14 protein-coding genes are annotated in these 16,244 nt (G+C 66.8%); 7 read left to right on the top strand and 7 right to left on the bottom strand.

The genetic code is table 11. From position 1 onward, the window contains the following. Positions 1-6: 6 nt before the first annotated feature. Genes HY058_17590 through HY058_17580 form a run of 3 tightly spaced genes read left to right on the top strand, consistent with a single transcriptional unit; the run spans position 7 to position 2,986 of the window. Positions 7-861, top strand: coding sequence for a MaoC family dehydratase N-terminal domain-containing protein (locus HY058_17590; GenBank protein ID MBI3499110.1), 855 nt, complete (start codon positions 7-9; stop codon positions 859-861). Then, positions 858-1,724, top strand: a complete 867-nt coding sequence (locus tag HY058_17585) for a class I SAM-dependent methyltransferase (GenBank protein ID MBI3499109.1) — start codon at positions 858-860, stop codon at positions 1,722-1,724. Before HY058_17590 ends, HY058_17585 begins: the two co-directional genes overlap by 4 nt. Beyond that, a complete protein-coding gene (locus HY058_17580) occupies positions 1,721-2,986 on the top strand; it encodes an MFS transporter (protein ID MBI3499108.1) in 1,266 nt (421 codons plus the stop codon). The genes HY058_17585 and HY058_17580 overlap by 4 nt, the downstream gene beginning before the upstream one ends. A 264-nt stretch (positions 2,987-3,250) precedes the next feature. Here HY058_17580 and HY058_17575 read toward each other — a convergent pair whose 3' ends face one another. From HY058_17575 to HY058_17565, 3 genes are all read right to left on the bottom strand, one after another. Next, the gene (locus HY058_17575) at positions 3,251-4,459 is read right to left on the bottom strand and encodes an acyl-CoA dehydrogenase family protein (GenBank protein MBI3499107.1); all 1,209 of its coding nucleotides are present in this window, start codon (positions 4,457-4,459) and stop codon (positions 3,251-3,253) included. Between the two features lie 49 nt (positions 4,460-4,508). Continuing rightward, positions 4,509-5,885 carry an alpha/beta fold hydrolase gene (locus HY058_17570; GenBank protein ID MBI3499106.1) on the bottom strand — a complete coding sequence of 459 codons (1,377 nt, stop codon included), beginning with the start codon at positions 5,883-5,885 and terminating at the stop codon, positions 4,509-4,511. A gap of 82 nt (positions 5,886-5,967) precedes the next feature. Then, positions 5,968-6,222, bottom strand: a complete 255-nt coding sequence (locus HY058_17565) for a hypothetical protein (GenBank protein ID MBI3499105.1) — start codon at positions 6,220-6,222, stop codon at positions 5,968-5,970. Between the two features lie 49 nt (positions 6,223-6,271). On the opposite strand from HY058_17565, the gene HY058_17560 reads away from it, so the two are divergent. The 3 genes from HY058_17560 to HY058_17550 are packed head-to-tail and all read left to right on the top strand — an operon-like array spanning position 6,272 to position 9,109. Further along, positions 6,272-7,102: a CoA synthetase gene (locus HY058_17560; GenBank protein ID MBI3499104.1), complete on the top strand. Its 831-nt coding sequence runs from the start codon at positions 6,272-6,274 to the stop codon at positions 7,100-7,102. 28 nt (positions 7,103-7,130) lie between these two features. After that, entirely contained in the window at positions 7,131-7,880 is a 750-nt protein-coding gene (locus HY058_17555) for a CoA synthetase (GenBank protein ID MBI3499103.1), read from the top strand. After that, positions 7,880-9,109 (top strand): CoA transferase, encoded by a 1,230-nt coding sequence (locus tag HY058_17550; GenBank protein ID MBI3499102.1) that lies wholly within the window; start codon positions 7,880-7,882, stop codon positions 9,107-9,109. Before HY058_17555 ends, HY058_17550 begins: the two co-directional genes overlap by 1 nt. A 46-nt stretch (positions 9,110-9,155) precedes the next feature. Here the strand turns inward: HY058_17550 and HY058_17545 are convergent, their stop codons facing one another. The 3 genes from HY058_17545 to HY058_17535 form a co-directional block, all read right to left on the bottom strand. Continuing rightward, complete coding sequence (locus HY058_17545) at positions 9,156-9,884, bottom strand: Crp/Fnr family transcriptional regulator (GenBank protein MBI3499101.1); 729 nt, start codon at positions 9,882-9,884, stop codon at positions 9,156-9,158. 27 nt (positions 9,885-9,911) lie between these two features. Beyond that, positions 9,912-12,044 carry an acetate--CoA ligase family protein gene (locus HY058_17540; protein MBI3499100.1) on the bottom strand — a complete coding sequence of 711 codons (2,133 nt, stop codon included), beginning with the start codon at positions 12,042-12,044 and terminating at the stop codon, positions 9,912-9,914. A 136-nt stretch (positions 12,045-12,180) separates the two neighbouring features. Next, the gene (locus HY058_17535; GenBank protein MBI3499099.1) at positions 12,181-13,224 is read right to left on the bottom strand and encodes a cyclase family protein; all 1,044 of its coding nucleotides are present in this window, start codon (positions 13,222-13,224) and stop codon (positions 12,181-12,183) included. Positions 13,225-13,451: 227 nt separating this feature from the next. On the opposite strand from HY058_17535, the gene HY058_17530 reads away from it, so the two are divergent. Further along, on the top strand, positions 13,452-15,152 hold the full coding sequence (locus HY058_17530) for an acetolactate synthase (GenBank protein MBI3499098.1): 1,701 nt from the start codon (positions 13,452-13,454) through the stop codon (positions 15,150-15,152). 57 nt (positions 15,153-15,209) lie between these two features. Here the strand turns inward: HY058_17530 and HY058_17525 are convergent, their stop codons facing one another. After that, positions 15,210-15,575 carry a hypothetical protein gene (locus tag HY058_17525; protein MBI3499097.1) on the bottom strand — a complete coding sequence of 122 codons (366 nt, stop codon included), beginning with the start codon at positions 15,573-15,575 and terminating at the stop codon, positions 15,210-15,212. Positions 15,576-16,244 lie beyond the last annotated feature (669 nt).

Raw genomic sequence — 16,244 nt, 5'->3', positions numbered from 1 at the left:
CCGACCATGGCCATCGACTATCAGCGGCTGCTGAACTATCCGATTCCGGAAATCGTCCAGGATCTCACCGCCAAGGACACCATCCTCTATGCCTTGGGCGTCGGCCTCGGCCAGGACCCGATGGACCAGCAGCAGCTCCGCTTCGTCTACGAGGAAGGACTGCAGGCGCTGCCGACCATGGCGGTGGTGCTGGCCTATCCCGGCTTCTGGCTGAAGCGGCCCGATACCGGCGTCGATTGGGTGAAGGTGGTGCATGGCGAGCAGGCGATCACCATCCACCAGCCGCTCCCGGTCGAAGGCCGCCTGACCGGCCGCTCCCGAGTCACCGCCATCCTCGACAAGGGCCCGGGCAAGGGCGCTCTTCTCTGCAGCGAGCGGAAGGTCTTCGCCGCCGACGGGACGCATCTTGCCACGCTCGCCTCTACCTCCTTCTGCCGCGGCGATGGCGGCTTCGGCGGCCCGAACGGTCCCACCCCAAGCCCGCATCCGATCCCCGAGCGGGCGGCCGAGGCGAGCCTCGATGTGCCGACCTTGCCCCAGGCGGCCCTCATCTACCGGCTCTCCGGCGACACCAATCCCCTGCATGCATCGCCGAAAATTGCCGCCGCTGCCGGCTTTCCGCGGCCGATCCTGCATGGGCTCGCCACCGTCGGCCATGTCGGCCATGCCCTCATCCGGCTCGCCTGCGCCTATGATCCGACCCGGCTCAACGCCATGCAGATGCGGTTCTCCGCGCCGGTTTACCCGGGCGAGACGATCCGCACCGAGATCTGGCGCGAGGGCGGGGTCGTCTCGTTCCGCGCCCGTGTGCTCGAGCGCGACGCCATCGTCATCAACAACGGTCGGGCGGAGGTCGCATGAGAGAGGTGATGGACATCCTGTTCCCCGGCCAGCCGGTCTTTCCGGACGGCATAGCGGGCAAGCAGGGATACATGCTGCGCCACCTGTGGATGGTGACCGCGGTCATCCTCAAGGCCAACTTGGGCAGGCCGATCCGCGTGCTGGAGATCGGCTCCTGGGTCGGGTTTTCCGCCCTTACCTGGGCGGAGGCGATCCGCATCCACGTGCCGGAAAAGGGCACGATTCTCTGCATCGATCCCTGGGAGCGCTACCTGCCGGAAGCCGAAGTCGCCAAGGGGCCCCATTACTTAGGCATGCACCAGGCGGCTTCGCTCGACATCGCCTATTCGGTGTTCCGCCACAACATCGCGGTCGCCTCGGGGCCGGTTCGGGTGGACCACTTCCGCGGGCGCTCCCGAGAAGTTTTGCCCTATCTCACCGGCAAACAGTTCGATATCGTGTTCATCGATGGGGCCCATGGCTACGCCGACGTCACCTTCGATATCGCCGAGACAAAGCGCCTGGTGCGCGACGATGGCTTCATCTGCGGGGATGATCTGGAGCTGCAGCTGGACGAGGTCGATCCCGCCTTCGCGGAGACCAAGAAGGAAGAGGACTACCTCAACGACCCGAAGACCGGCCGACCCTTCCACCCCGGCGTCTGCGTGGCGGTGCACGAGGCCTTCGGCAAGGTCTCCTGCTACACCGGCTTCTGGATCATGCAGGTCCGCGGCAATGCCTACGAGCCCGTGGTTTTCCAGTCGATCAAGACGTTCATTCCGACGCATTTCGATGCCAAGTACAAAGACATGATCATGGAAGAGCTGAGAACCATGGGGCTGACCGGGCCGGCAAGCGCCGCGCCCGGCGCGCCCGCCCGTTGACCGACGGCGGCGCTCAGAGCGCGGTTTCCCAGGCCGGCATCCAGCGCCCGGAGCTGACCGCCGGCCTCGTGCTCTTCACCTGCTTTGTCTTCGGTCTCATCGGCAAGGGCACGGTCGAGACTTTCGGCGTTTTCTTGCTGCCGCTCACCCAGGAGTTCGGCTGGGCCCGCGCCTCGATCACCGGCATCTATGCTGTGACGATGCTGGTCGCGGGCTTGAGCGGGCCGATCGTCGGCCTCCTCTTCGACCGCTGGGGCGCTCGGACGATCTACGCGATGGGCCTTCTCGCCATGGCCGGCGGCTTTTTCCTGACCAGCATGGAAAACGCGCTCTGGCAGTTCTACCTGTCCCTTGGCGCGGCACTCGGCTTCGGCATCGCCTGCATCGGCAACGTGCCCAACACCGCGCTGGTCGGCCGCTGGTTCAGCGCCCGCATGGGTTCGGCCATGGGCGTGATCTGGGCCGCCACCGGGCTCGGCACGCTCATACTCATGCCGGTCGCGCAAATGTTGATCGATGCCGGCGGCTGGCGCTTCGCCAGCCGGATGCTGGCGCTGGCCGTCCTGACACTGGGGCTCCTGCTTGCCGTCATGCCGTGGCGTGCCTTCAGCCGGGGCCACCCGCGACCGCTTGCCGCCGAGGGTGCTGCCCGCTCGACCGGCGCCGGGGCCACGCCATGGACCGTACGCCTGGCGCTTCGCGAACCGATGCTGTGGGCGATCTTCCTCGTGTTTTTCTTCACCTCGGTCGGCGTCTTTGGCGTGCAGGTGCAGATCGTCGCCTATCTGGTCGGGGTCGGCGTCGATCCGCTGACGGCGGCGACGGTGGTCGGCTTCGCCGGGCTCGCCGCCAGCGCCGGACAGATGCTGTTCGGCTGGCTCGGCGATCGCATGGGCCGCCGCTTCGCCTTGACCTTGAGCTATACCTGCACGTCGATCGGTCTCGTCGCGCTCTCGGCGCTCGACGGCCACCCCGCGACCTGGCTGCTCGTCGTCTATGTGCTGACCTTCGGGCTCACCATCGGCTCGCGCGGCCCGCAGATCGCAGCCGTGGCGGCAAAGCTGTTCGGCGGCCCGTCGCTCGGCGGCATTTTCGGCGTGCTCACCATCGGCATGGGCCTCGGCAGCGCCATCGGATCGTTCCTGGGCGGATTTCTGCACGACTGGACCGGCGGTTATCAGACGGGCTTCGTCGTGTCCTTCGTCTGCATCCTGGCCGCGCTCTCGCCCTGGTGGCTGTGGCCGTCCTTGCGCGAGCTGTAGCCCCTATTTCCCGCCGGGATCGGGAGCGGCGTCCCAAACCACAGCGTCGCCCCGGGTGACACGAGATGCCGGAAGGGAACCAACGATCGGGCGCGCCTCGAATGTATCGGCGTGAAACCATGGCTGTCCCGCCCTGCGCGTGCCCGGGACTGGGACGCTGGGACAGCGCCCGCTTCTTTCCCGCAACACTCTCGAAGACAAGGGCATTTCAGGCTCCGGCGGCTGTCCCACGCGGGTTCCGACGCGGCGTCTCGACCGGGCGCCTTACTCTGCTGCCTTGGGGCGGGTTCTCAGCCGCGTCTTGAGGGCGTGCCGATTGGCGTCCTTGTAGCCGAGGGTATCCTCGGCGATGAGAATGCGCTGCACCGCCGGCGCCCCCTCGCCGACATTCAACATGTCGATGTAGCCCTTGAACTTCTGGATCGGATAGGCATCGGCAAGGGCATAGCCGCCGAAGATCTCCGAGGCCGCCGCGGCCGCGTGCTTGGCGGCGAGCGAGGCGAAGTATTTCGCCTGGCTCGCCTCCCGGCCCGAAGCTTCGCCCCGATCCATGACCCAGGCCAGCCGACGCACCATGAGCCGCGCCGCCTCGACATTGACCGTCATGTCGGCGATCTGGTGCTGCACCATCTGATAGCGCCCGATGGCATTGCCTTTGATCACCCGCTCCTTCGCATACTGGGTTGCCTCATCGAGGCAGGCCTGCGCCAGGCCGACGAGCCGCGCGGCGACGGTGAGCCGTCCGTATTCAAGCGCGTTCATGGCGATCTTGAACCCCTCGCCTTCGCCACCCAGGCGGTTCTCCACCGGCACCTCGACATCGTCGAGGAATACCGCGCAGGTGTGAAACGCGCGGCTGAGGCCGGACATGGCGATGGGATCGGCGCGGTAGCCCTTGAGCGTCTTCGGCTCCAGGATGAAGCAGGAGATGCCACGGTGGCCGGCATTCGGATCGGTCTTGGCGAAGAGGATGCCGCTGTCGCACTCATCGGCGAAGGTGATCCACATCTTCGAGCCCGAGAGCACATAGCGCTCGCCCACACGGCGCGCTGTCGTCAGCATGGCGCCGGCAGGATCGGACCCGCCCCCGGGCTCGCTAAGCGCGAACATGCCGACGCGCTTGCCGGCAATGAGGTCCGGCACATAGCGTCCGATCTGCGCATCCGTGCCCCAGTTGAAGATGGTGAGCGGGCAGGTCATGCCCTGCAGATTCATGCAATAGCCGTAGCCCGGCTCGACCCGCGACAGCTCCTCGGCGATGAGCGCCACCGCCTGGAAACCGAGATTGGAGCCCCCGACCGCTTCGGGAAAGGCCGCGCCGAAAAACCCCGCTTCACCCATGCGGGCGATGATCTCGCGGGGAAACCGGCTCATCGCCTCCGCTGCGGCGGTCGGCGCCCTGGCCTCGTTCGCCATGAACCGCCTGACGCTGTCGCGAACCTGGATTAGCTCTTCGGGCAGGGCAAAGTCCATAATCTTAAGGTGCTCCCGAGGCAGAAACTCAAGATCGCCGATGGCAAAGCTACGTCCGCAGAAATACCCTGACTTCTTCCATGAAGCGAGCAAAGGCGGGTTCTTCCTCGAGGATGAGATGGTTGCGACTTTGCAGGGGCACGAAGCGGGCCCCTGGGATCCCGGCAGCCATCCGGCGGCCACCCGCAAACGGCACGCGAGCATCCTCGCGCGCATGCAAGACCAGGGTCGGGACCTTGACCTTGGATAGGAGATCCGTCACGTCCACGTCCCCATTGGCTTCGATGTTGCGGGCCGCGCCCTCCGGCGAAGTCGAGACTCTTTGCAGCTCGTTGAACCAGTCCGCTTGCTCCTTCGTACCCTCCGGGATGAACTGCGAGGTGAAGAGCTGGCGGAACGCCGGGTTCTCCTGGCCCCAGCCCAGGCGCACCAAGGTCAGCATCGCCTCCCGCTGCTGCTTGTCCGCCTCGCTCATCGGTCGTCTCTTCGCGCCCTGCGCGTAGCCGCCGTAGAGAACGAGATGGCTCACGCGCTCGGAATGACGCGCGGCATAGGCTATCGAGACCGCGCATCCCTGGGAGATGCCGAGAAGCGCAAAGCGCTCGAGCGCGGCGGCGTCGACCACAGTCTCGAGGTCGCGCACAAAGGCCTCAAACGAAATCTCCTCGACGTCCCAATCGGAGAGCCCATTGCCGCGCGCGTCGTAGCGGATGAGGGTGTGCTCTATGGAAAGGTCGCGGTAGAGGTGGCGCCAGATCGGGCTGGCAAGATCCTTCTCCAGGTGGGTCAGCCAATTGCCGGTCTTGACCAAAGGTGGGCCTGAGCCGATAGCGGAGTAGGCAAGCTGTACGCCATCGCTCGAGCGGCAAAATCGGATCACCTGCTCTTCGGTCTGCGATGCTGTGCTGGGAGCCTCGAGGTCTGCCTCAGTTTCACCAGGCAGCTGCTTGTCGTTGAGCGCGGCGATGTCTTTTGCCGCCAGCCCGAATACACCGACGGCCCGAGATATGTTCTTGACGATCTGCTCGCCCAGATCGGCGAAGGCGAGAGAAAGTTTGTCTCTGATCTGATCGTTCGCCGATCGGGAGATACAAAGGCCGCCGGGCTCGCAGAGAGCCTCCAGCCGCGCAGCGACGTTGACGCCGTCGCCGAAGATGTCGTCGCCGTCAATGATGATATCGCCGACATTGATGCCGATGCGGAAGACGATGCGTCTATCCTCGGGAACGGCGGCATTGCGGGAGATCATGCCGCGCTGGACGGCGACGGCGCAGGCAACGGCGTCGACGATGCTCGCGAACTCTACCAGCATGCCATCGCCAGTCGTCTTCACGATGCGGCCGTGATACTTGACGATTGTGGGATTGACGATCTCCCTGCGGTGCGCCTTCAGCGACTGCAGCGTCGCCACTTCATCCGTGCTCATGAGGCGGCTGTACGCAACGACATCGGCAGCCAGGATGGCAGCCAGCCGTCTCGTCGTGCGACCAGCTTCCACGATCGCGAGCCTAGGGGCCGCCACGCAGGCTGCGGGCAGCTTCTTTGCGCGACTCGTAAACGTATGACGACACCTTGCGCTTCTCCAGTTCCTTGCCAAGCTTCAATCGCATGAAGCCGCTGTTCGTGTAGCGCGAGACCTTGAGATGGCGTTTACATTCGACGTCCTTGACGAGACCCGGATAGGCACCCGGAACCTCGGGATCCGCCCTGAAGCGATCGTAGTTGACGATCGAGTATGCCACTAGGGCGAGGCGTTGTGCCATGGGCCGGCCCGTCCTATCCTAGTCGGCGCTTCCCCCACTGGAGCCCGTCATGGCCGCCGGCCCCGCCGCGCTTTCTCTCGACGCCTTGGTCGCCGCCATTGCCGATGGCGCGAGCCTGGCCATACCCGCGGACTACTCGGGCGTGCCGATGGCGGCCACGCGGGCACTTATGCGCCGCGGCAGCAAAGGCCTCCGCCTCATCACCGTCCCCCAGGCAGGGCTGCAAGCCGATCTCCTCATCGGTGCCGGCATGGTCGCCAGCATCGAGACCGCGGCGGTGACCCTGGGCGAGCTCGGGCTGGCCCCCGCTTTCACCCGGTGGGCGCAATCGGGCCGGCTCCGGGTGATCGATTCCACCTGCCCTGCCATCCATGCCGGCCTGCAGGCGGCGGAGAAGGGCATCCCGTTCATGGCGCTCCGCGGGCTCATCGGCACGGACATCCTTCGCCACCGCCCGGATTGGACGCTCTCGCAGAATCCCTTCGCCGCCGACGATCCGATCGTGTTGCTGCCGGCGATCCAGCCGGATGTCGCCCTCTTCCATGCGAGCATGGCCGACCTCGAGGGCAATGTGTGGATCGGCCGGCGCCGGGAGCTGGCCACCATGGCGCATGCGAGCCGGACGACGCTGGTGACCGTCGAGCGGCGCTACGAGGGCTCATTCTTCGACGATGAGCGGCTCGCCGCCGGAACCCTGCCGGCGCTCTACGTCGACTCTATCGCGCTCGCCCGGCACGGCGCCTGGCCGGTCGGGCTCACCGACGAATACCCCGCCGACACTGAGCATCTCCGCGCCTATGCCGCCGAGGCCGCGAGCGAAGCCGGATTCCAGGCCTATCTCGCGCGCGAGGTATTCGGTCGCGCCGCCGCCGCGGAATGAAGGCACGCGGCCGCATGATCCGCACCCCATGAGCTACCGGAGCGAAGAGCTCCTGGCCTCGGTGCTGGCACGCGAGATCGTCGGTGTCCGTCATGTCGCCGTCGGTGCCGCTTCGCCGATCCCGGCGGCGGCCGCGCTCGCGGCCAAGGTCACGAGCGACGGACGCATGCACGTGACCATTCTCCATAGCCGCCGGCACAACGCCTTCACCGATGGCGGCCGGGAGCTGTTCGATTGCGCCGGCCAGGGTCGCATCGACGTGTTCTTTTTGGGCGGCGTGCAGATCGACGGCGAGGCGAACATCAATCTCGTCGGCACTGGCGAATACCCCGAGGCGAAGCGCCGCTTCCCCGGCTCCTTCGGCTCCGCCTATATGTATTTCGTGGTGCCGAAGGTCATCTTGTTCCGCGAGGAGCACAGCCGGCGCACGCTGGTGCCGCGGGTGGATTTCATCTCCGCGCCCGGGACCAGCCCTGCCAATGTCTACCGGCCCGGCGGCCCCAGGATGTTGGTCACCAACCTCGCGGTGATGCCCTTCGATACTGAGCGGCGACGCTTCCGTCTCAAGAGCGTGCATCCCGGCCACACGGTCGAGGAGGTCTTGGATCAGACCGGATTTGCCATCGACGTGGCCGAGCGGGTCCCCGAGACCCCGGCGCCGGACGCGGCGATGCTGGGGTTGCTGCGCGGGCCGGTCGCGGCAAGCCTCCACGCCTTCTATCCCGAATTCGCGGCGCGGGTGTTCCCGGTCGAGCAACCGAGAGCGGCAAGCGCCTGATGGACCAATCCCCAGCAACGCATGTCCTGGAGAGCGCGCTTGCCGGCCTCCGCGTCGTCGACCTGTCGCGCGTGCTCGGCGGACCTTATTGCACGATGACGCTCGCCGACCACGGCGCCGCGGTCATCAAGATCGAGCCGCCCCAGGGCGACGAGACCAGGACCTGGGGGCCACCCTTCAAGGACGGCACCGCCAGCTATTTCATCGGCGTCAACCGCAACAAGCGCGGCATGGCCTTGGATCTGGCGAAGCCGGAAGGCCGGGCGGTGCTGCTCAGGCTGCTCGAGCAGGCCGATGTGCTGATCGAGAACTTCAAGCCGGGCACCATGGAGAAATGGGGCATCGGCTACGAGGCGACCTTGCGGGAGCGGTTCCCGCGCCTCATCCATTGCCGGGTCAGCGGCTTCGGCGCCGATGGGCCGCTCGGCGGCTTTCCCGGCTACGACGCGGTGGTGCAGGCGATGGCCGGGATGATGAGCGTCAACGGCACGCCCGAGTCGGGAGCGACCAGGCTCGGCGTTCCCATCGTCGACATGGCGAGCGGGCTCAACGCGGCACTCGGCATCGTCATGGCCGTGCTCGAGCGGCAACGTTCGGGCAAGGGACAGTTCCTCGACGTGACCCTTTACGACACCGCCGTCGGCCTCCTGCATCCCCACGCCGCCAACTGGTTCCTCTCCGGCAAGACGCCGGGGTTGATCGGCAATGCGCATCCGAACATCGCGCCCTACGACAAATTCCCGACCGGAACCGGCGAGGTGTTCTTCGGCATCGGCAACGATCGGCAGTTCCAGCGGCTGTGCGCCGAGCTCGGCAGGCCGGACCTGGCTAAGGATCCTCGCTATCTGACCGTGCCGCTCCGCAATCAGAACCGGGCGGCGCTCAAGAGCGAGCTGGAAGCGCTGCTCACCAATCATGACGGCAAAGCGCTCTGCGAGCGGCTCTTGGCCGAGGGCGTCCCGGCCGGCCCGGTGCTGGAGATCCCCGAGGTGATCGACCACCCCCATACGCGCCACCGGCAGATGGCGGTCGAGCAGGACGGCTATCGTGGAACCGGGGTCCCGATCAAGATGAGCCGCACGCCCGGCCGGGTGCGCTCGGTGCCGCCGCGTTTCGGCGCCGATGGCAGGGCGGTGCTTGCCGAAGCCGGCTACAGCCAGGCGGAGATCGAGGCCCTGGTGGCCGCAGGCATCCTCTTGGAGACGCCGAAGCCGGCACCCCAGGGCTGATAACTTCAATCGGCCCTGGCTGATCCCGAGATCACCCCTGGGCTGATCACTTCGACTGGATCGATTCCTCCAGGAGATCCTCCAAGCCCTCGAGCCTGAGCAGCTCCAAGCTGCGGCCGCCGCGACGCACCAGGCCGCGATGCTCGAGGTCGCTCAGAGTGCGCGCCACGGTCTCGCGCGTGGTGCCGGCGAGGCTCGCGATCTCGCTCTGCGTCGGCGCCGGCTCGAGGCGAACCAGGCGGCGGTCGGCGCCCTGGCCCGCCTTCTGCGCCAGCAGCAACAGCTCGTGGATGACGCGGCCGGGCGCGGTCAGGCCCCTCAGCTCGTTCACGCGGAGATTGGTCAAGCGGATGATGCGCGCCATGGCGCGCATGACGTTGAGCGTCAGCGCCGGAGTCGAGCCCAGGAGCGCCAGGAACTCGCTGCCGGCGAGATTGGCGGTGACCGTATCCTCGACCGCGACCGCGGTCGCCGAGCGCGAACCGCCGTCGATCGCGGCGATCTCGCCGAAATGGCCGCCGGACAGCACTTCGGCAAAGCCGATTTCACGGCCCGATGGGGTGAATTGCAATATGCGGACCCGGCCGTGGCGCACGAACATGACATCGCGGGTGGGATCGTCTTGGGCGAGGATCACCGTGCCCGCGGGGTAGACCCGCCAGACGCAGGCATGGGCGATCTTAGCCGCGAGCTCCCGCGGCAGCCCGCGCAGCATCTGCACATCGGCGAGATCGCGCTCCATGCGGTGCTCGCGCAGGAAGGTTTCGATGTCCATGGGGCCCCCTTGCCCTGAAAGACCCGATTAAGTGCCGCGCGGGATGATCAGCGCGTCCACCGCCAGGGCCCCCCGAGGCAGCACGATAAACGGGTTGATGTCGATCGATTCGATGCGTTCGGCATTGGCGGCGGCGAAGACGGAGAGACGCGACAGCGCGGCGGCCAACGCCTCCAGATCCATCTTCGGGCGGCCGCGGGCGCCGTCCAGGAGCGGGAATCCCTTGACCTCGCGGATCATCGCCAGCGCCTGATCGATGCCGAACGGTGCCACGCGGAAGCTCACATCCTTCAGCACCTCGACGAAGATCCCGCCGAGCCCGAACATGACCACAGGCCCGAAAGCCGCGTCGCGATGGACGCCGAGGATGGTCTCGACGCCGCCGGCGATCATCGGCGCGACTGCGATGCCATCGATCCGGGCCGTTGGGGCGCGAGAGGCCGCGCGCTCGCGAAGCGTGCCGAACCCGGACTCGACCTCCGCCGCCGTGCCAAGCCCCAACAGCACGCCGCCGATCTCCGTCTTATGCGGAATGTCGGCGGAGGCAATCTTGAGGGCGACGGGATATCCCAGCGCTTCGGCCGCCGCCACCGCCGCCGCCGCACTCGTCGCCACCCGTTCCTCGACCACCGGGATCCCGACGCTCGCAAGCACGCGCTTGGCCTCGCTCTCCCCCGTCGGCCCGGTCGGCGCAGGCAACGCCGATGTCGGCAATGCGGGGGGCGGGGCGCCCTTGCCCGCGGCGAAGGCTCGGCCGAAGGCGACCAGCGCCGCGATCGCCGCCACGCCGCGGCTCGGGTCCTCGAAGGCAAGGAATCCCTCGGCCTCGTATTCGCGCACGATCTCGGGCGTGGCGATCATGGACAACACCAGGAGCCGGCCGGGATAGGGCTTGACCGCTTCGCTCAAGGCATGGCGCAGCTTGTCGCCGACGCCGCGGGTGCGCGGGATCGAGGTGACGAAGGCGATGATCGCGTCGAAGCCGCCTTCCTCCAGCATGAGCTGCAGGTTCTTGGTGACCAAGCTCATGTCGTTGAAGAACATCGCGGTCACGTCGACCGGGTTCCGGGGGGCGGCGAAGGGAAGCATCTCCTTCAGCCGCCGCTGTGCGGCCTCCGGCATCGCCGGCACGTCCAATCCATGGGCGGCGGCCGCATCGGCCATCAGCACGCCGGCGCCGCCGGAGATGGTGACGATGCCGAGCCGGCCCGAGCTCGGATAGATGCGCCGGGTCGCCGCATAGGCCACATCCAGCATTTCTTCAGTGGTCTCGGCCCGGTAGACGCCGAACTGCCGAAACACCGCGTCATAGACCGCATCCGAGCCGGCGAGCGAAGCGGTGTGCGAGGCCGCCGCCGCCGCACCCACGGCCGAGCGCCCGACCTTCATGATCACGATCGGCTTCTTGACCTCATGGGCGCGCGCCAAGGCCTGGAACAGGCGCTCCCGGCTCTTGATCGCCTCCACATAGACCACGATCACATCGGTGTCGGGATCGTCGGCGAAGAAGCTGATGGCGTCGGCGACATCGACATCGCATTCATTGCCGGTAGTGAGCCAATAATTGGTGCCGAGCCCCTTGTCGCGGGCCAGCACGAACATATGGCTGCCATAGGCGCCGGACTGGCTCACCACGGCGATGCGACCGGGCTTCGGGTAGCCATGGTCGAGCGAGCCGCTGAAGGTGGCAAAATAGCGGTGCTGGGTGTTGAACATGCCGAGGCAGTTCGGCCCGATCATCCGGGCGCCGGATTCGGCGGCAATGCGGGTCAGCTCATCCTGCCACGCCGCACCCTCCGCACTCGCCTCGGCGAAGCCGGAGGAGAAGATGACGAAGCTGCGCACGCCCCTGGCGACCGCATCCCTGACCAAGCCGACCACGATCGGGGCAGGGACCGCCACCAGCACCGTGTCGACCGCGCCCGGCACCTCCTCGATCTTCGCGTAGGCCTTGAGCCCCTGGATCTCGCTGCGGTTGGGATTGATCGGATAGATCGGCCCGGCGAAGCCGGCATCCTTCAGATAGTGAATCGGCCTGCCGCCGATGCGGCTCGGATCGGCCGACGCACCGAGGATGGCGACCGAGCGCGGCTGCAGGAGCGGCCGGAGCGAGGCCGGGCTGCGATCGGCGAGCGGACGCGCGGTGCTCGCACCGGTCATGGCCTCAGGCAGTCGCGAGGAAGAGGTCAACAAGGCCTACCCATGAGGATCGAGCTGGGTTTTGATGATACGCGGGACCGCCGCGAGGCGCCAATGGCGCGAGCACGTCGGCGCTCGGGAGTCGCCTGCGACCGCATCAGACCGTGGCAACCGGGGTCGCCGGCGAGCCGACCGCCCCCGGCAACCGGAGCGGCGGCGCCGTCATCAGGAAGCGATTGCGCTTATGCTCTCTCAGCCAGCGGGCAAGCTCCGAGAGGTACCACAGCTCGCCCAGATGGATCCCGAGCTTGAACAGGCAGTGCTCGTGCAAGGGCAGACGCACATGCTTGCCCTCCCCCCCGGGCTTCGGCGGGAAATACTCGACCCCGATATTGTCGGAGACCAGGATCGAAAGGCCGCTGTCGGTGATCCACTGCAAGAGCCGCCGATCCCGTCCGTCGAGTCCCGCACCCTGTGTCTCGATCGCTTCCTTGGTGGGCTTGCGGCGCATCTCCAGGAGCACATCGCCGAAGCCCGTGTAGAGCGCCACCATGTCGCCCGGCGCGATCTCGACCTTATCGGCGGCGATGACGCGCATGAGCTCCTCGTAGCCGATCGCCCGACGCTCGCGGCCGAAATGCGCATGGAGGTCGATCATGACGGCACGGCCCTGAACCCCGGAGACCGCCAGGTTCTCGATGCCGAGCTTATTCGCCGAAACGCCCTCGAAGCTGTCCCAGGCGAGCGGGCCCGGCTTCTGCTCCACGCCGACTACGTGATCGCCGGCGCGCCAGCCATTGTAGTAGACGATCTCGGGCTTGCCGTCGCCGTCGGCATCGAATTCCTGGCCGATATGGGCGAAGGAGTCCCATTGCGTGGAATACTGGGTGTGCAGGAGCACGGCTTCGTCACAGACCACGTCGACGAAGTCAGGGTTGAGGTTGCGAGCGAGGAAATTGTAGTTGGCGAGCTTGCCGCGGAGCGTGGCGAACATCCTGGGAGGGTGCCGCATCTCGAAGACGACATTGGAGCCTGGATAATCGAGCGGCAGCGAGAGGCAGAAGGTTCGACCCTCCTTCACTTCGGCGATGCCCTCCAGAACCTTCTTCGGCGTCACCAGGTTCATGCGGCCGCGCTGGTCGTCGGCGCCAAATTCGCCCCAGTTCGATCCCTCCGGCCGGTTCTTCCAGCGTTGGCTCATCCTTCCCTCCGTCTTCGGCATTCCGCCGCCGGCGGTTAGGGTGACCATTGCCATGAGCCAAGTCCAGGAAATCGCATAGTGTCCCGCCCTTGAAATTCGTCAGCGAATTTCAGGGACAAGCGGGCCACTAATCTATTGAATCTAGTGTGATTCAGATTCCGAAGTTCGTGGGCGAACTTCGGAATCATCACACTACTATGCCGGCGGAATCCGCAAGAGAGATCGCCATGAATGAGGAAGCATCCCCGCCCGGCCGCCGCGCCGCCGACCTCTTGGTCGCCTCGCTGGCGGCCCACGGCGTCCGGCGCGTCTTCTGCGTCCCGGGCGAGAGCTATCTCGCCGTCCTCGACGCGCTGGCGGATTGCGCGGAGATCGAGGTGGTGAGCGCGCGGCACGAAGGGGGTGCCGGATTCATGGCGGTCGCCGATGCCAAGCTCACCTTCATGCCGGCGGTGCTCATGGTGAGCCGCGGCCCAGGCGCCACCAATGCCGCGATCGCCGTCCACACCGCCCAGCAGGACGCGGTGCCGCTGGTCGTCTTCGTCGGCCAGGTGGAGCGCAAGGATCTTGGGCGCCGGGCGTTTCAGGAGGTCGACTACGCCAAGACCTTCGCCGACATGGCGAAGGGTGTGCGCCAAGTGATGGAGGGCGAGCGCCTCGGCGAGGCGGTCGCATGGGCGTTTCACCTTGCCGGCGCCGGCACGCCGGGGCCGGTTCTAGTGGTCCTGCCCGAGGACATGCTGCTCGACATGAGCCCTGAGCCGACGGCGAGGCCTCGGCCGCCGGCGCGCGCGCGAGCGAGCGAAGCGGAGCTCGACGAGGCGGCAAGACGCATTGCCGCGGCGGAGCGGCCGCTCGTCGTCGCCGGCGGACCCTTGGCGCGTCCCGAGGCGCGGTCAGCCGTCCTTGCCTTGGCCGAGCGCTGGCAGCTCCCGGTCGCCGCCGCGTTCAAGCAACAGGACCTCTTCCCGAACGAGCACCCGAACTTCGCCGGTCACCTCGGCTACATGATCCCGGAGGATCAGGTGGCAGCCTTCGGCGAGGCCGACCTCATCCTCGCCGTCGGCACCAGGCTCGGCGACGTCACCAGCCAAGGTTATCGCCTGCCGACGGCGCCGACGCCGTTGCAGCCGCTCATCCATGTCTATCCCGACCCTGAGCAGCTCGGCCGGGTCTACGACACCGCGCTGGCGCTGGCGGTCGACCCGGAGAATTTCGTCGAGCGTCTGGCCCTGCGCAAGGCACCGCCGCCGCCCAACGCGCGGAGCCGCTGGATCGACCGGCTGCACGCCATGCATGCCGACCGCGCCCGGTGGACGCCGGTCGAGGCGGGTGACGGCGTGTCCTTCGGCCACGTCGTGGCGGCGCTCGCCCGTCACCTGCCCCCCGATGCAATTCTCATCACCGATGCCGGCAACTTCAGCGGCTGGCTGCACCGGCACTTTCCGTTCTCCGGCCATCAGCGCCTGCTCGGCGTCATTTCCGGCGCCATGGGCTTCGGAACACCCGCCGCGGTCGCGGCCAGCCTCCGCTTTCCGCATCGCAATGTGGTGGCGCTCATCGGCGACGGCGGATTTCTCATGACGGGCAATGAGCTTGCCACCGCCATGCGCCAGGGCGCCAAGCCGATCCTGTTCGTCTCCAACAACGCCAGCTACGGCACCATCCGCATGCACCAAGAGCGGCACTTCCCGGGGCGCAAGATCGCGACCGACCTCGTCAATCCGGATTTCGCGGCCCTCGCCCGTGCCTACGGTGCCACCGGCCTTGCCATCGCGAAGACCGGAGAGACCGACGCGATCGTGCAAGCCGCCCTTGCCGCGAAGGGGCCCGTGGTGGTCGATGTGAAGGCGAGCCTGGAGCACATCTCGGCCTTCGCTACGCTCAGCGATCTTGCCAAGCGTGCCGCAGCGTCGCGCGCGAAATGAGGTCTGGGTTCAGATGAGCGAGGCCCCGCGCACGAGCGCGGGTTCGGCCGGACGCTTTCAGGCGACGCGGTTGCGATGCTCTCGGGGGGCGCGGGGCTCGCGGTCGTGGCCACCGCGGCGGACCGCGAAGGCGATCCACACGCCCAGCAACATCGGACCGAACACGATGAGGCCGTCCTGCAGCATCCAGCTGCCTTCTACGGCGCGATGGCTGATGCGCACGAGATCCTTGCAGCGCTCGACGTTGGCGGGGCCGCCCGGGCGGAGACCGCATTCGGACTCGCTGCGGCTGAGCTCGAGCCGCATCAAATTGTCGCGAAGGGGCCAGCGCTGCACTGTCCAATAGCCGGCGCCGATGCTCCAAGAGAGCGCAAGGAGCAGAGAAGATACGGAAACGACAGGCCGCCAGAAGGGTTGTCTCATGCAAGACCTCCGTTCTCTTCTGAACGCGTCCTACGCACATTGTTAATATAAGTACGCTCGAGGGTCATTACCAATCGGCGCCGATATCATCCTATTTTCACAGTAATTTTAAAGGAATACTGACTGATTGCGGTAAATGCGCAGCCGTGGTCTTGCTCTGCGCGGCATCAATGCGCCCGCGCGCCTCTGCTCCTTATCTATATGTCGCCCCGTCAATCATGCCGACCGCCTCGATGCCGCCGACGGCATCCGGTCCGTCGGGGGTGTTCGACATCGACGGCGGCGTGCCGCGGCGGGCGCACGCCTCTCCTTGGTTCCATCCTCAATCGCAGATGCTATTTGCCGAACTCCCGGGTCGGCGCCGATCTCGCTCGCGACACCCGGCACCGGACACAGCTGCGAGCGGGCCGACGCGCTCCCGGGCGAGGATGCGTTCGGGTGGAGTGCTGAATGGCGGTTGCTTGGAGCAACTCTCCGGCGCCGCCCGAGGATGCGCTCGCACTTGCACACGAACACCGCCGGCGATCGTCGACATGCCGATCTGCAGACGCTCGACACCCTTTCAAGATCACTCGTGCGGGTCCGAGCACGCCTCGAACGCGCACCGGTAGGGAGCCTGTCCGCGACTCACTTTGTGCAAATCTGGCGTTCTCGGCCGACAGATTCGCC

It is taken from the genome of Pseudomonadota bacterium, from assembly GCA_016195085.1.
Taxonomy (GTDB): domain Bacteria; phylum Pseudomonadota; class Alphaproteobacteria; order SHVZ01; family SHVZ01; genus JACQAG01.
Note: the sequence above shows the minus strand (reverse complement) of the source record. Positions and strands in the feature narration are given on the sequence as shown.

Coding starts and splice junctions, on each gene's coding strand:
- HY058_17590 (MBI3499110.1), top strand. CDS start 7: ATGGCCATCGACTATCAGCGGCTGCTGAACTATCCGATTCCGGAAATC.
- HY058_17585 (MBI3499109.1), top strand. CDS start 858: ATGAGAGAGGTGATGGACATCCTGTTCCCCGGCCAGCCGGTCTTTCCG.
- HY058_17575 (MBI3499107.1), bottom strand. CDS start 4,459: ATGGACTTTGCCCTGCCCGAAGAGCTAATCCAGGTTCGCGACAGCGTC.
- HY058_17570 (MBI3499106.1), bottom strand. CDS start 5,885: ATGAGCACGGATGAAGTGGCGACGCTGCAGTCGCTGAAGGCGCACCGC.
- HY058_17565 (MBI3499105.1), bottom strand. CDS start 6,222: ATGGCACAACGCCTCGCCCTAGTGGCATACTCGATCGTCAACTACGAT.
- HY058_17560 (MBI3499104.1), top strand. CDS start 6,272: ATGGCCGCCGGCCCCGCCGCGCTTTCTCTCGACGCCTTGGTCGCCGCC.
- HY058_17555 (MBI3499103.1), top strand. CDS start 7,131: ATGAGCTACCGGAGCGAAGAGCTCCTGGCCTCGGTGCTGGCACGCGAG.
- HY058_17550 (MBI3499102.1), top strand. CDS start 7,880: ATGGACCAATCCCCAGCAACGCATGTCCTGGAGAGCGCGCTTGCCGGC.
- HY058_17545 (MBI3499101.1), bottom strand. CDS start 9,884: ATGGACATCGAAACCTTCCTGCGCGAGCACCGCATGGAGCGCGATCTC.
- HY058_17540 (MBI3499100.1), bottom strand. CDS start 12,044: ATGACCGGTGCGAGCACCGCGCGTCCGCTCGCCGATCGCAGCCCGGCC.
- HY058_17535 (MBI3499099.1), bottom strand. CDS start 13,224: ATGAGCCAACGCTGGAAGAACCGGCCGGAGGGATCGAACTGGGGCGAA.
- HY058_17530 (MBI3499098.1), top strand. CDS start 13,452: ATGAATGAGGAAGCATCCCCGCCCGGCCGCCGCGCCGCCGACCTCTTG.
- HY058_17525 (MBI3499097.1), bottom strand. CDS start 15,575: ATGAGACAACCCTTCTGGCGGCCTGTCGTTTCCGTATCTTCTCTGCTC.